The organism is Pseudarthrobacter sp. NPDC080039, from assembly GCF_040702335.1.
GTDB classification, from domain to species: Bacteria; Actinomycetota; Actinomycetes; order Actinomycetales; family Micrococcaceae; genus Arthrobacter; species Arthrobacter enclensis_A.
This window is the reverse complement of sequence record NZ_JBFBKY010000044.1, coordinates 1-14,129: the sequence shown is the minus strand read 5'-3', so window position 1 is coordinate 14,129 and position 14,129 is coordinate 1. Positions and strand designations below refer to the sequence as shown.

Sequence of the window (14,129 nt, the reverse complement as noted above, 5' to 3'; positions counted from 1 at the left end):
AGAAATTCATGAGCAAAGCATGCGCCTGCCAAACACCGTTGGAGCCGACGACACACGCCGTGAACCGGAGACTTAGTCCGGTAAATACTCCTGCAGAGGAACCGCATCATCGCCGCCCTCGCCGGGGTGACCTGTGTGGTGGAGGCCCGCTGGCGCTCAGGTGCCCTGAACACCGCGCACCACGCGGAGACGATCGCCCGGCATGTGGCCGCCGTCCCCGGAAGCATCCACAGCGCTAACTCCGCAGGATGCCACCGCCTCTTGAAGGAAGGCGGAGCCGTGCTGGTCTCCGACGCAGCGGAACTAACGGAGCTGCTCGCCAGCTAAGACTTCCGAGGTGGCCGGTCCTTCCCGGGCCGGTCACCGCGGGCGGTCCGCCGTCGTGGCCAGCTTGCGCTGCGGGTCGGCGGCGGCGGACCGCCATGCGCACACCAGGTATCGGTAACCGGAGTCGCGCGGCCGCCTGAAGCCATGGATGCCGAGGGCAGCCTCCGGGGTGCTGATGGAGGGTTCGCAGGGCTCACCCAGGATCGGGCGTCCGCTGGCGCGGCCGGCTGTTAGGGCCGGGGCGTGCCGTCGCAGAGCTCCGGACCCCCTGGCCCTGTCTTGTCTGCGACGTTTTGGCTGCTGTCCTGACGGATTGTACGTGTCCGCTCCGGCCGGTCTAGCCCCTCCTTCGTCGGGGCCTGCGGTGCAGGAATTTCCCTGCGGCGCTCCTTCGTCGCTGATTTCCTTCGGGAATTTCCGGCCCCTTGCCCTGCGGGTAGACAGGCCTCCGTCGGCCACAGCTCCGCAAGCTTCGCCAGCAGCCAAAACAACAACGGGGGAGAGGGGACGCTGGCCGGTCACCACGAGCCGCCCCACCCACCTAATCCTCAGCAAAGGACTATCAACATGACCGATGCAATCCGCATCTCCAGCCCCGCCGACATCCTCGGTTTCATCCCGCACTCCCTCGGGTTCGTCCCGCGTGAATCCTTTGTGTTCCTGACGATGCGCGGCAAGACGCTGGGAGCGACCCTTCGCATCGACGCCCCCGGGTCCGCGGAACCCGTCGGGTTCGCCCGGTCCATGGCCGACTACCTCGCCCTGGACACTCAGGCGACCGGGGTGCTGCTGGCCATCTACACGGCCAGCACTCCGGCCCCCGGACAGGTGCGTCCGTTCCATGACCATGTCGAGGCCGTCATCGAGACGCTGGAGGGTGCCGGTACTCCGCTGCAGGACGCGTGGCTGGTCACCCCGTCGCACTGGCAAAACCTGCTGTGCGACAGCGATGCCGGGTGCTGCCCGCCCGAACCGCTGGAGGCCATCACCGACGGTCAGCTGAACGCCGAACTGGTGTTCCGTGGCAGCAGCTACCAAAAGAAGCCCGGCACGACCTACGCGCCCTTCTCAGGCCCGGCAGACCGGGAGGAACAGATCCGTCAGGCACTCCCGGGAGTGCTCGGCGCGGAGCTGCGCGCGGGCCGGGAGCTGTGGGCAGAGGCCCTGACCCGGGGCGGCTGGATGGACCCGCAGACAGCGGTGGAGCTGCTGGCCTGCTTCCAGCGCCCTGACCTGCGCGATACGTTGCTCTGCAACGTGATCGACCTGACGCTGCCGGACGCTGAGGACAGCGGGAACCTGCTCGTGGGGGAGGGGATCGCCCCCGACTGGGACCGCGTGGACCGGGCACAGGACACCGCCCGGGAGCTCATCGACGCCGCCCCGGAAGGCTACCGGGCGCCCCTGCTGACCTTGATCGGATGGCTGGCGTACCTCAAGGGCCAGTCGTCCGTAGCTGCGGACCACTTCAAGCTCGCTATGGCTGACACGCCGGGCTACCGGCTCGCCGAACTGATGGAGGAGCTGGTGGGCCGGGGAACCATCGCCCCGGTCGCGAAGAACCAGGGAACCGCTTACAAGCGGCCCCGCTAGAACCAGCGGGGGCCGGGCCGGGATGAACGGTCCGGCTCCTTGGGTGCGGTGGCGGCCTCCCCCGCAAGCTCCTCCGGCCGCCGGTCACGGTGCCGCATGCGCAGCACCCCAGCAGGCCACCGTCCGAACACCGGGCTACAGTGGAAAGGAAGACCATCCACTAAGAGCCTGGGAGCAGCAGATGAGCCACGAGTACATCCTGACGGACGATGACGCAGCGCCCGCCGATGCCACCCACGCCCAAGACATTCTCGAGCTCTCGATGTTGACCATGCCGCTGCCAGGCGGACCCATCGTCGATATCTCTTGGGAGAAATCCCCACTGGACCTATAGGCTTTCTGCAGCGAGGACGCTGCATCACTGGGTTTTCCTTTTGCTGAGGGAAAAACTGAGGCCGGCCCCATGGGGCCGGCCTCAGCCCTTTAACCGCTGAAAAGGACCTCGCTTCGCTCGGGCTGCAAAAGCCTTTCCTGTTTTTGGCTGCTGTGCTGACGGATTGTACGTGTCCGCTCCGGCCGGTCTAGCCCCTCCTTCGTCGGGGCCTGCGGTGCAGGAATTTCCCTGCGGCGCTCCTTCGTCGCTGATTTCCTCCGGGAAATTTCCGCCCGTTGCCCTCACGGGTAGACAGGCCTCCGTCGGACACAGCTCCGCAAGCTTCGCCAGCAGCCAAAACAACAACGGGGGAGAGGGAAAGCTGGCCGGTCACCATGATCGCGTCCGCACCCGTTTCCACCCGCTTGACAGACATAGAAGCGTCGGGGGGAGAGGGGAGCTGGCCGGTCACCTAAGCCGCCCCACCCACCCAACTTCTCGGCAAGAAGGAGCAACACCATGACAGCAGTAAGCAAAAAGACCGTGACCCTCGCGGATACGGAGGAGAGCATCGACGGCGTGACCGTGCTGGGTAATTACCACATGAACGGTGGATACGACTGGATGGAACTCATCGAAGAGCACGGCTGGGCCGTGCTCTCCAGCTGGGGCTGTGACGGCTGGGACCTGGGCCAGTGGCCCTATGTGATGGTCGCCGTGACCCGCACCGCTGACAGCATCGGCAACCTGTTCGGCATCGCCACCTATTGCGAGGGTGACGTGAGCTGCACCTACTACCGGACGAAGGCCCGGCTGTGGGACGCGATCACCGAAGAGGCGTTCTCCAGCTGGAAGAACTGGCAGGCCCAAGGACCGGCAGGCCTGCCCGAGGCCGCCGCCGAACAGCCCAGCCGGTACCGGATGCCCTACGTCGTGCGGGACGCCGCGTAGCCAGCACTGACAACGGCTGTGCTGCCGGCCGGAGCCGGGCAGCACAGCGCACCACCATCTTCGAAGGAGCACGTAATGAGCATCGACATCGCCGCCCCCAAGGGCATCACCGCCCTGGACTACCGCGACGCCCTGGGCACGGACTTCTCCAACCAAGGCATTTCCGCCCGGGTCACGGAAGTCACTGTCATTGGCGAAGGCATCGACCCAGTGTTCGAGGCCACCGAGGAACGGGCCGCCGTCCGACTCGTCAAAAACGAGCACTTCCACCGCGAGGCCGTGATCCACGCCGAGCCGGTCACGCCGGAAGGTGAACCCGTCCCGTGGTACATGTTCGGCGGCACGTTCATCTTCAGCAGTGACTCGAGGTTCCGCCGCGCAGCCGGGCACTATGGACGCGGACATTCTGCACGCCCTCGACTGGCGGCCTGACGGCACGCCATGGCCGCACAGCGGTGCACCAGACACCAAAGAAGCCTGGCGGATGCGCGGCTGGCTGAGACACCGCCTCAGCGCCTGGCGCACCGAGGCCGGCGAACGGTTGCGCTCCCGCGATCAACAGGCAGCGGCCCGCGCAGCTGCACTCCGCCGCGAGCAGGAGGCCGAGCGCCGGCGGATCCTCGAACGCCAGGCCAAACGCGCCGCCCAGCTAAACGCCGACGACTCCCCCGCCAAAGTCACCGCCATCGCGAAAATCCGCGCCCTGTTCGACGCCAACAAGCGCCAGCGCTCCGCGGACAGGCGCGCTGGCACTCCGCCAAGCCGGCAGAATCCCCATGATGGGTAGCCTCAGCCCAACGCACCCGACAAATGGTTCATCCACCCGCCACCTGCCCACAACCGGGCACAATTCCCATGGATTCCCCACCGCTACCACGACCGAGGGAGCTATCTCTAACGACTCCCAAAAACCAGCCGTGGATAACCTGAATTGGAGCGGCGACCCGGTCGTTGACCGCACAGTGACACGGGCCTAACGTCAAGCCATCAGCGAAGGCGTGGTCGCGTAGGGGTGTCCTTGGGCGGGCGCCGTCGGCCATGCACATCAGGAGGTTCCCCATGTACAGGTTTCGTTTCGTCTGCGTCGTTCAGTACGGTAAATTTCGCCAGTTCGCACCAATCGTGAAGCAGCTTTCGGAGGTCTGCGCTGCGAAAGGCTGGGCTGTGCCCCGATTACTTGTTGCGACCGTGGGAGTCAATAATGAGGCGGTCCTTGAGTTCGAGTATCCGGATCTTGCAACTCTGGAGGTCGAGTACCGGACCCAGTGGACCGATCCCGACTTCATGAAATTGTTCCGGGAGGCAGAGCAGTGCATCTACCCGCAGTCTGGGCGTACCGAGATGTACGAGGATGCGTTCGACATCGCCTAGCCGGTGGGCACCCGGTCCAGAGGCGCGCGAGGTGTCACCGAGTGCGCGGAAAACGCAAAGCCCGCAACCCCAGCCTGGCCAGTATCTACCGGGCGCTCACCCAGCACGAGAAACGCCAGGGACATCCCGAGGTCCTTTGAGCGAGGTCCTGCATATTTGGCGTAAGGCTGAGTCTGGTTTGTCCCCATCCCTGCGATTTTTGGCGGGCGGCGAAGCGTCGTTTGTCAGAGTGTTTCTTTGGGGTCGGGGCCGTGATCGAGGAGACCGGAGAGTCCTAGGGCCTGCTGGGCGGCCATGGGGGCTTCCCGTGGTCGGACGGGCGGTCCGGTTCGGGCGGGAGAGAAAAGTGTTTGGCCTAGCTGGTTGGTAGCTGTGATGACGCCGACAGCCGTGGCTCGGCGATTGGCGGCGTAGGCGTCGAGAACCCTTTCGGCCTCTTCTGCGGCGCCGCGGGTTTCGGCGCGGATTGCCGTGGCCAGGGATGCGGCCAGATACCATCCGTCACGGATCCCGAGGTTCATTCCCTGGCCGCCCACAGGGCTGTGAATGTGTCCGGCATCGCCGGCGAGGAGAATCCGTCCGGCCCGGAAGGAATCCGCGAGGTGATGCCGGAAGCGGAATCGTGAGGCCCATTCCAGTCCCTCGGCGTGGATCCGGTCGGATGAATTCCCGGTAAGTGGTCCGCGGGTGTCGAGGAGATGCTGGATCGTAGCGATTTCCGATGCGCCCTCTCCGTCAGCGAGGTTTGCAACCACCCTGACCCGTTCGCCGGGTAGGGGTGCGAGGACCAGCATGTTCTCGCCGGGGAAGACAGTAAGGTGGTCCCGGTCTACGGGGCCGGAGGCCAAGATGTCGGCAAGGACCATATTTTCACTGTCACCGGTGTTTTCGCCCGTGTCGGGGAACGCGATGCCCACGGCATCCCGGACGAAGCTGCGGATTCCGTCCGCCCCGATAACGAACCGTGCCGTCACTGTTTCTCCTGTATCGAGTGCTATCGAAACACGGCCCCTGTCGTGGTCGAGCCCGACCGCGCGGGCCGTAACGGTGCGTACGCCGAGTTCCTGAGCGCGGCGGCGGAGGATGTCTTCGGTTCTGGCCTGATGGATCGACGCGGTGAAGGCGTAAGGTCCCGGAAGTAAATCGAACCGTATCTCGCCAAGCCGCTGCGTCCTGCTGCTCACGCGCATCGAGTGGATCCGGACGGCTTCGTCGATGATCGGTCCGGCGCATCCGGCCTTATCGAGGACTGCGAGCGTTCCCGCGTGGATCAGAATCGCACGGGACCCCGGGCGGTGATCCTCCGCCGGGTCGACGATGACCGCGGCAAGTCCCCTCGCTGCGAGCCCGATGGCTGCGGTGAGTCCGGTCGGACCAGCACCCACTATCACCGCATCTGCTGTGTCTTCCATCAACCGCGCTCCTCCCGAACCACACCTTCAGTGGTACGTCGATACAGAGGATTCTCCGCGCTCAGCCGGGCCCGGGAAAGGCCTCAGTCGCCTGCCCGGGAGCCGGGACCATCGGGAAGCATGAACGCCGTCGCACAGCCGATGGAGCACCTGTGGTCGCCCCGGCGCCCCGCGCCGGCAGCGGTCGAGGAGAAGAGGAGATCTCCTGAGTATCCGGAGGGCGTCGTTTATTGCCGGCGGACGTGAATGTCGGGCTTACCCGGTCCAGAGGAGCAACCCGTGGCGGTCCCCGGAGGTGGACGTAGAAGCAATGAGGTACTCCAGCGCATTCTGTTCCTCTGCGCGTTCGCCGGTCCTCGCCAACAGTTTCGAGTGAATGGGTTTCGCGCCCGGTGGCGCGAGTTGCCCGGGAGGATCACGGGTTGGCGCCCACTGGTGTCCAGGTTCCTGCGTTGACCCGGGCCACGCCGTCGCCGGTGATGGTTCCTCAGGTCCTGTTCCTGCTGTGACAGGCCTCTGGGACGTCGGCGGCAGCTACAGGCCGTGAGATTAGGTAGCCTTGGCCGGTGTCGCAGCCCATGTCCTGCAGTACGGCCAGTTGCGCGGGGCGTTCGATGCCTTCGGCGGTGATCTTGATCCCTAGTGAGTGCATGGCGTGGATGATTCCGCTGATGATGGCGGCAGCGGCCTTGTCAGTGTCGATGTCCTCGATGAAGGATTTGTCGATTTTGACCCCCGTCAGGGGCAGGACGCGTAGGAGCGTCGGTGTGGAGTGGGCGGTCCCGTAATCGTCCAGGGCGACCCCGACCCCGGCGTCGATCAATTGCCGCAGCTGAAGCGCGGCCCCTGTCAGGTCGGTTATTGCGGTGCCTTCGGTGATTTCGATTTCCAGCAGGCCGCCGGGGATCCCGTGCGCTTCCAGGGCTTCCGTGACGTCCTCAACCAGTGTGCCCGGGGCCAGTTGCACGGGGGAGACGTTCACGGAGACTTTCAGCGGGGTTCCGTCGTCGGACCACGTCCGTGCCTGTGCGCAGGCGGCGTCAATGACCCACGCCCCGATCCGGAGGATCTCCCCGGTGTGTTCGGCGACCGGGATGAACTCTGCCGGGGAGACTTGACCGAGTTCAGGATCTCTCCAGCGCAGGAGGGCCTCGACGCCATGGACCGCCCCGGTGGCGAGGTCCTGGAGTGGCTGGTACTCCAGGCTCAGCGCGCCCTGGTCGAGGGCGTGGGGAAGCCGGCGGCGGATGAGTGCCCCGCGGGCGAACCCGGTCGGGTTCCCGGTGGGGCAGATCCGCCCAACCCGGCGTTTGCCGGCTTGTTTGGCTTCCAGCATCGCCCCGTCGGCGTGCCGCAGGAGTGCCTCGAGCCCGGTCAGTGTTCTCTCACCGCTGCTATCACCGGTGCTATCGCCGGTGAGGTCCCCTGTCATGGCCAGACCGATCGTGGCTGTGACGTCGAGATGATGGCCGTCAACGACAAAGTGCTCGTCCATGCACCTGAGTACCCGGTCCGCGACGGCCCCGGCTTCCCTTTCGTCCGCTCCGACCAGCAGGACGGCGAATTCATCCCCGCCAAGACGGACCACGGTGTCGCCGGCCCGGACGCATCCGGTGAGGCGCCCGGCGAACTGGGCAAGGATAATATCCCCGGTCCGGTGCCCGTAGGTGTCGTTGACGCCTTTGAAGTCATCCAAGTCAATGAATAGAACCCCTATCTGTGACCGGTCGGTGCCCCGGGTCAAGGATGGCGCTTCGATTTCGAGCATGCGTCTGTTGGGCAGGGCTGTGAGTGGATCGTGCAAGGAAGCATGCCGGAAAACCGCTGAGAGGCTTTCGAAGACTTCTGAGACGGGCACGATCCGCGGTCCGCTCTCCCCGAGAACGAGCAGATCCTGGTATCGGGTCGTTTCGGGCCGTTCCAGGATGAGCGGGATCGCTTCGGTTATTCCGAGCCCGGCCGGGACGGTGACGTTCGAACCGGCCAGCAGGTCCGCCGCCGTCGCACGGGAATGCAAGGCACGGCCGTACCCCAGACGCCCTGACATCTTGAATTCGAGCTGGTCACGGCTCAACAACCCCGGACCGTCCGGCCCATCGATCACGACCCCGCGCAGACTCCTGTCAGCCCTGAAGAGCTCGTCGACCTCCAGGGCCTGCACGGCTCCTGGCAGAACGATCGCTTTGAACCCAAGATCCCCCAACGTCAGGCCACCCTGCCGGCTGTACGGCATCCCAACGCTTTCAGGGTTCCTCACGGACAGTTCATATCAGACCAGAGCAACCAACGGCCACCACAACTGTGGTGTCACCATGAACAACACCGGCATTCTGGTTCCTGCCGCCGGGGCGGATCTTTGGTTATTTTCTGTTCATTCGGAGTTCGTTGCCCTGCGCGTGGTTTTGCATGATGATGATGCAACGGTGCCTGCCCGGCTCTTGTTGAAGGTGATACTTATCGTCATTACGGGACCGCCGCCGGTGCCAAGAAAGGCGGGACTGGCTCCTGGGTCGCACCTGTTCGGAGCCAGTCCCGCTGAAGCACCCGGACTGTTGGCGTAAAACGGACGGCGACGACGGGGGAGCTGGCGGCTCCCTGAGCACACACGGGCGGGCCCCCCGGAAGGTCATCGGTCGTGGACTGTTTTCCGCCGGCCGGGCTTGCAAGACGGATGATGTCGAACTCGGTGACGTCCAGGAGGCGTCGACTTTCGTCGAGGTAGTCGGTGATCCAGAACAGTTCGGGCCGGGGGTGATCGCTGCGACTTTGCCCCGGCGAACCACCGTGCCCTGATACGCGGCCTCGATGTGATCGCCGGGAGAAAGATCTGCCGTGGAAACGACAACTCGCCTTTCAGCCGCTGGCGGAGTGCCGGGTCCTGTGGTGTTCATGCAGCCAGCATGGCCTGGGAAGGTTGCAGAGCGGTATCGGCTGGATGAATACACCGTCAGCTTGGGAGCGTGTTCCTGGAAAGCAGCAGCATGCCGGGGAGAAAAATGTCAGTCTTGTACATCCATCAGCCCCAACCGACAATCCCTGAATGGGATTCAATGAAGAATTGCGGGCACTCGGCCATGTTGTGGACCGGCTCGTCGATAAGTACCCGGACGTGCCACGGGAAGAAATTGAAGAGATCGTCCAGCAGGAGCACCATTCCTTAGATGAAGGAAGGGTGCGGGACTACGTCCCGATTCTCGTTGAGCCCGCAGCGAAAGACCGGCTGAACCATTAACTCCAGCCGCCGTAGACGGCCGGATGGTCACCGTGACCACGGAACCCCGTGCCTTCCAGTGACGCCGGGGCTCAACCGTTCGCCCGGAAACGCAATCCCGGTCTTCCCTGACCGGGCCAGATTGACCCTTCGCCGTGTGCCGGCACGGTAAAGACCCCGACATTTCAACCTCTGGCAGGCCTTTCGGGTGGGGAGCCCCCATCCGTCTGTCCGTGTCATACGTGCAGGGGGTAGATCGCACCTCCTGACAGCGGCCAAGGGTGAGAGCGGTTGTTTCTATTTGGTTAGTGAGAGGGACGGGAATTTCTTCCACTCTGCGTGGAAGCGGCGTTCGGTTTCCAGGGCGGCAGCCTCTTCGAGGGCATGCAGTCGCCCGTAGCTGAATCCGTTCTCGCCTTGCAGGAACGCTTGGCTGCCGAGCCGGCGGAGCACAGTCCGTGTCACGATGCTGTCCTGGTGATCACCGAGAACCTTCTGGACGTCGTGAGCAGCATCCACGATATGTGATGCCCGTTTCGGGAAAACTGCCGAGGCGGCTTCCGCCGCATACCTGAGACGCTTGCCGTCCTTGCGTGCCTCGTGGAGGGCTGGGTGGTCACCGGTGCCCGCGGGGTTGTCCCGGGCTTGTACGACGGCGGCGTGCAGCCGCTTGACGTCCTTCTTCACCAGTGCCGGGATCACGGTGCCGGCGGCTTTCTTGCCGGTCTTGCTCAGATCTGCGGTGGCCAGCAGTGCCTCGAGCTTTTCGACAAGCTGGAAGTAGCGCTGCCCGCCGAGTTCCTCCAACACCCGAGTGTGGGCTTTCTTGTAGTGTCCACCGAGCTCGATGTCCACCCGGCGTGCAACCGGGCCCAAGACCAGGTCAGACGGTTCGTTGTCGATCATCTTCTTAAGGCGCTTGTGCATCACCTCGGCGTCCCGGGCTTCCCCCAGCACGCCGGCGAGCCATTTCAGCTCGTCCCGGACGAACCGCACGGCGTCCTGGTCCTTTAGGAGTGTGCGGTAGGTTGCCAGCGCAGACCGCATTCTGCGGGTGGCGACGCGCATCTTGTGGACCGCGTCCTGGGCGTCGAGCCGGACCTGGGGGTCCTGCTGAATCAGTGCGTGCACCTGTTCGTCGAAGTATGCGAGCAGTACGGCTCCCGCGGGATCCTTTCGGTTGCGGACCCGGTGTTCCGACGTCTCCGGTACGCGTTTTCCAAGGGCATGCGCCAGCTTGGAGGCGTACCGGGACGGCTGGGCGGCGGCGGTAGCCATCAGCTTCTGGCCGGCATCAAGCAGTTTGCGGGACCCGTGGCCCAGTTCAAGCTCCCACTCGCGCCACTGCTGGGAGCTTTGGTCGGGGCTGAGGATCTCAGCGTGGACCTGGTCGTCGCTGAAGTCGGCCAGGACGTCACCGGTCTTGCTGCGCAGACGATAGATGGTGCGGGAGGTGGTGAGGCGCGCGACGACCACGAGTTCGCTGTCACGGACGTACACCCGGACCAGCTGTTGCAGTGTTTTGGGCACTCCCTCGCCGTCTTTTCCCAGCGCTTCGTGGTGTTCGCGCCGGTCACCATTGTCTGCCGGGAGCTTCAGGTGCCAGCCGGCATCGCTGCCACCGGTCCTCCTCCGCAGGGTGATCTTGCGGGAGGCCAGCCGCAGATCCGGGGTGTCAAAGTACACCGCCTCAAGTTTGTTCTCCACCGGTTTGTCAACGTTGGCAACGCCGGGAAGATCTTCCAACCGGGGAATGGCAGCAGCGCCGTCAACGTCGTACTTCCGCTCAGCTTCAACTACCGATGTTGGGGACATAAGCGAAGTTTAAGCCCGCACTGTGCGGGTGTCAGCAGCAAATGCTGCCCTGTCGAAAGTGCACCAAATACTACAACCCAACCCGCCTCGAAACCCTAGCGACTTAGGTCCTTTTGGCCTTAATGGCACTCACGGCGCGGTCACGTCCCGCTGAGTGGTGGAGTTTTGCCGCGGTAGCGCGTTGCCCGGCAAGCACGGCGGTCTACAGTGATTTTTTGTTCTTGTGCGGAGCTGGTTGTGGGTGGTTTTCCCCACCTTTTCCAGACCCGTCACTCAATACCTCCAGTGCGTAGCTACGCTATTGGCAGCGGTGCTGCTTTAGGGCTGTTCCGCAGCCTTTCATCAGGCGGATTTCTTTTCGGAGAGGACCCGAATGCTCCCGATCAGGCCAGAGACACTTCGGGGGCATGTGGACGCGCTCCTCCTGTCGGTCCTCGAGCAGGGGCCGCGGCACGGTTACGCCATCATCGAATGTGTCCGTGATGGCAGCGGAGGGGCCTTCGATTTGCCTACCGGCACCATGTACCCTGCACTGCACCGACTCGAGCGGGCCGGGTTCATTCGTAGCGAGTGGCAGGCGTTCGGTGGACGCCGACGCCGCGTCTACGAGCTGACGACCGCGGGACGGCAGAGCCTCATAGCGGAGCGGGTTGCCTGGGCGAAGTTCTCCGATGCGTTGAGTACCTTGCTCGGGAGAAAAGCATGACGTCATTTGTGGGGGACGAAGTCGTCATTGTGTGCTTTTCCGAACGCCCCCAGACTGCTGCGGGGCCCGCACGCCGAAGCAAGCGTCGTCGAAGAAGTTCGTTAGGGGATACTGGCTTCCGCCCCGGCCTTACCTCAGAAGGACTATCTCCCGCCTCGGTTGCTGAGGCGGGAGATAGTCGACTTTGGCGAGCGAGCCGGCCGTTGCGCGTTTGTGTTTGCCAGCGAGTTGGCCCCGGCGCAGGGCCGGGTTCCTACTGATCAGTGGATCATTTATCTGCATCTGTGGTTTCAGCTGCAAGATGTGGGGTGTGAGCTTTCGTCGGGGGTCGTCAGGTCCCTGGCGCGTCGATATTTCCGCGCCAGGCCCCGGTTTCGGTCGGGGTTGCTTCGATGAATTCCTTAAAGCGTGTCAGGTCTGACTTGACTTGCCGGTCATCGGCGCCGATCTTCTCGGTAAAGGTGTCCGGGTCCCAGTCGAGTTGGACGGTGACGCGGGTGGTGGTGTCGTTGAGCCGGTGGAAGGTGACGACGCCGGCGTGCTGCTTGCCGTCCACACTGGTCCAGGCCACGCGTTCGTCGGGGTGTTGTTCGGTGATTTCGGTTTCGAATACCCGTTCCACGCCGCCGATCCGGGTCCTCCAGCGTGAATGGGTTGGCCCGTTTTGTTCGACGGATTCGACTCCGTTCATGAAGTGCGGGAAGGAATCGAACTGTGTCCACTGGTTATATGCCGTGGAGACGGGAACCTCAACGTCGATTGATTCTGTAACAGATGCCATCGTTATCGGACGCCTACATTGTTGTAACGAGTACTATGCCCATCTCAATGGTCAACTGGGCACTCCAAACTCTGTCACCGTTTGAGGAGCTGTACGCTGCGACGGAGGAGGCATGTGGCCCGAGCGAAGTGAATGGCTTGATTCGAAGGGCCGAGCTATAGCATTGGGCGGATGAAGGTTGCCAAGGTCCACGGACACTCAGAGCGGAAACTGCAATGACCGGCGACCGGGATCGGGATGCTTCAAGGCGTCCGAGGCAGGGCGCGGCAACGTGACGCTCTGGGACGGCCGCTGCCTTACGGAAGCGCTGGCGTGGAGCCTGTCTCGGAGGAGACGTTGCCGCCGGCGGAGACGTTGGTCTTGGCCCGGAGCCTGGTGGAAGCGGGCCGGCCCTTCGCCGCGCATGAGGTACTTGAGGCGAGATGGAAAGCTGGGCCGGCCATGGAACGTGATCTATGGCAAGGTCTTGCCCAGATCTGTGTCGGGCTTGCCCACGCCGATGGATACCTTAGCCGGTCCAGCTTCCCCGTCCGGTGACCAGGTCGAGTCCGGTCAGGCACGGGTTGCCGTTATTCCCGGTCGTGATGTCCCGGAAGGTGATGGCGCTTCCGTACACGTAGATGGCGTTGACTACGGCGGCTTTGTCGGAGGATCGTGCAGCCCATAGGGGTGAGGAGACGCTGGTGCCGCCTACAGCGAACCAGCCGGTCTGCCCGTTATAGGGGGTGGAATCGTAGACCGATACCCCTGATGCGGGATCGGCGTCCAAGGATACGTCGGGGGTGGCCCGTTTGCCGTTGCAGTTCACCTGGCTGTATTGGCTGAAGGCTGCCTGGGCGGTGTTGGCGGTTTCGTAGGAGCTGCAGCCACCTCCGGAGCTGCTCCACCCGGTTTCACCGGTGAAGGCGCCGCTGCTGTCGAAGTGCAGGGTGGTGCCGCCGACGGAGATGACGTTCGGGGAGGCTGAGGGATAGTTTGCGGGGGCGCCGTTGTCCCCGGAGGAGACGAAGTAACTGACCCCGGGGCGGGCGAAGTGCGCGTCGTAGGCGGATTCGCCGCCGAATTCAGACCCGCCCCAACTGTTGGAGACGTACTGGGCGTGCGCCGAGGCGTAGTCTTCGGCCGCCATCAGGTTGGTGAAGCTGTTGCTCGCTGCTTCAACGAGCAGGATCTTCGCGCCGGGGGCGATGGCGTGGGCCCACTGGATGTCCAGGGAGATTTCCAGCGCCCACCCGGAATTGGTTCTTGGGTACTTGGCGGCCCCGCTTTGATTGACTTTCGTGAAGCAGCCGTTCGCGGTCGTGCAGGTCGGCAATTTGAACTGGGTGCTGAAGACGCCCAGGTCGGATTCGGCGCTCGGGTCGTTGTAGGCGTCGACAATGGCGATGGTCGTACCAGCGCCTGCCGTGGTCCCGGTTGGGAAACCGTAGACTCCCTGCACGGTCGCCGGGGCGAGGCCGGCGGGCGCCGCGGTGGCCCCCGGTCGGACACGGATGGGGTGGCTGGCGTAATGCTCGGGCGGGGCCGGCGGGTCCGCTGCCGCAGCGCTCACGCGGGGGTGTCAAGTTTTCTGTGTAAGGGACCGGTCGGTTGTCCGGTCTGCCGGTTTGTCAGATCGGGAGTCGGTTGGGGAATTGAACGGCGAAAGC

General features: G+C 64.1%; 16 protein-coding genes and 1 pseudogene. 11 read left to right on the top strand and 6 right to left on the bottom strand.

The window, feature by feature from the left end; genetic code table 11:
• Nucleotides 1–90: 90 nt before the first annotated feature.
• The 7 genes and pseudogenes from AB0313_RS21375 to AB0313_RS21345 all read left to right on the top strand — a co-directional run.
• Nucleotides 91–327, top strand: a pseudogene (locus AB0313_RS21375) (DNA-processing protein DprA); the annotation flags it as partial.
• A gap of 567 nt (nt 328–894) precedes the next feature.
• Entirely contained in the window at nt 895–1,920 is a 1,026-nt protein-coding gene (locus tag AB0313_RS21370; RefSeq protein WP_366308272.1) for a DUF4192 domain-containing protein, read from the top strand.
• A 181-nt stretch (nt 1,921–2,101) separates the two neighbouring features.
• A complete protein-coding gene (locus AB0313_RS21365; protein ID WP_366308270.1) occupies nt 2,102–2,254 on the top strand; it encodes a hypothetical protein in 153 nt (50 codons plus the stop codon).
• Nucleotides 2,255–2,752: 498 nt separating this feature from the next.
• On the top strand, nt 2,753–3,184 hold the full coding sequence (locus AB0313_RS21360; RefSeq protein ID WP_366308268.1) for a hypothetical protein: 432 nt from the start codon (nt 2,753–2,755) through the stop codon (nt 3,182–3,184).
• 75 nt (nt 3,185–3,259) lie between these two features.
• Nucleotides 3,260–3,616: a hypothetical protein gene (locus tag AB0313_RS21355; RefSeq protein ID WP_366308266.1), complete on the top strand. Its 357-nt coding sequence runs from the start codon at nt 3,260–3,262 to the stop codon at nt 3,614–3,616.
• On the top strand, nt 3,576–3,971 hold the full coding sequence (locus AB0313_RS21350; protein WP_366308264.1) for a hypothetical protein: 396 nt from the start codon (nt 3,576–3,578) through the stop codon (nt 3,969–3,971). Before AB0313_RS21355 ends, AB0313_RS21350 begins: the two co-directional genes overlap by 41 nt.
• Nucleotides 3,972–4,243: 272 nt before the next feature.
• Nucleotides 4,244–4,555 (top strand): hypothetical protein, encoded by a 312-nt coding sequence (locus AB0313_RS21345; RefSeq protein ID WP_366308262.1) that lies wholly within the window; start codon nt 4,244–4,246, stop codon nt 4,553–4,555.
• A gap of 224 nt (nt 4,556–4,779) precedes the next feature.
• Here AB0313_RS21345 and AB0313_RS21340 read toward each other — a convergent pair whose 3' ends face one another.
• Entirely contained in the window at nt 4,780–5,967 is a 1,188-nt protein-coding gene (locus tag AB0313_RS21340) for an FAD-dependent monooxygenase (RefSeq protein WP_366308260.1), read from the bottom strand.
• Between the two features lie 487 nt (nt 5,968–6,454).
• Entirely contained in the window at nt 6,455–8,224 is a 1,770-nt protein-coding gene (locus tag AB0313_RS21335; protein WP_366308258.1) for a bifunctional diguanylate cyclase/phosphodiesterase, read from the bottom strand.
• A 55-nt stretch (nt 8,225–8,279) separates the two neighbouring features.
• On the opposite strand from AB0313_RS21335, the gene AB0313_RS21330 reads away from it, so the two are divergent.
• Nucleotides 8,280–8,528: a hypothetical protein gene (locus AB0313_RS21330; RefSeq protein ID WP_366308256.1), complete on the top strand. Its 249-nt coding sequence runs from the start codon at nt 8,280–8,282 to the stop codon at nt 8,526–8,528.
• Between the two features lie 479 nt (nt 8,529–9,007).
• A complete protein-coding gene (locus tag AB0313_RS21325) occupies nt 9,008–9,199 on the top strand; it encodes a three-helix bundle dimerization domain-containing protein (RefSeq protein ID WP_366308254.1) in 192 nt (63 codons plus the stop codon).
• Between the two features lie 276 nt (nt 9,200–9,475).
• Here the strand turns inward: AB0313_RS21325 and AB0313_RS21320 are convergent, their stop codons facing one another.
• Nucleotides 9,476–10,993, bottom strand: coding sequence for a CYTH and CHAD domain-containing protein (locus AB0313_RS21320; protein WP_366308252.1), 1,518 nt, complete (start codon nt 10,991–10,993; stop codon nt 9,476–9,478).
• A gap of 373 nt (nt 10,994–11,366) precedes the next feature.
• Here AB0313_RS21320 and AB0313_RS21315 point away from each other — a divergent pair, with 373 nt between their 5' ends.
• On the top strand, nt 11,367–11,699 hold the full coding sequence (locus tag AB0313_RS21315; RefSeq protein WP_366308250.1) for a helix-turn-helix transcriptional regulator: 333 nt from the start codon (nt 11,367–11,369) through the stop codon (nt 11,697–11,699).
• Nucleotides 11,700–12,030: 331 nt separating this feature from the next.
• On the opposite strand, the gene AB0313_RS21310 is transcribed toward AB0313_RS21315, so the two are convergent.
• The gene (locus AB0313_RS21310; protein ID WP_366308248.1) at nt 12,031–12,480 is read right to left on the bottom strand and encodes an SRPBCC family protein; all 450 of its coding nucleotides are present in this window, start codon (nt 12,478–12,480) and stop codon (nt 12,031–12,033) included.
• A gap of 296 nt (nt 12,481–12,776) precedes the next feature.
• Nucleotides 12,777–12,923 (bottom strand): hypothetical protein, encoded by a 147-nt coding sequence (locus tag AB0313_RS21305; protein ID WP_366308276.1) that lies wholly within the window; start codon nt 12,921–12,923, stop codon nt 12,777–12,779.
• On the opposite strand from AB0313_RS21305, the gene AB0313_RS21300 reads away from it, so the two are divergent.
• Nucleotides 12,856–13,017, top strand: a complete 162-nt coding sequence (locus tag AB0313_RS21300) for a DUF309 domain-containing protein (protein WP_366308274.1) — start codon at nt 12,856–12,858, stop codon at nt 13,015–13,017. The two genes, AB0313_RS21305 and AB0313_RS21300, sit on opposite strands and share 68 nt — an antisense overlap.
• On the opposite strand, the gene AB0313_RS21295 is transcribed toward AB0313_RS21300, so the two are convergent.
• The gene (locus AB0313_RS21295) at nt 12,989–14,032 is read right to left on the bottom strand and encodes a hypothetical protein (protein ID WP_366308246.1); all 1,044 of its coding nucleotides are present in this window, start codon (nt 14,030–14,032) and stop codon (nt 12,989–12,991) included. The genes AB0313_RS21300 and AB0313_RS21295 overlap by 29 nt on opposite strands.
• Nucleotides 14,033–14,129 lie beyond the last annotated feature (97 nt).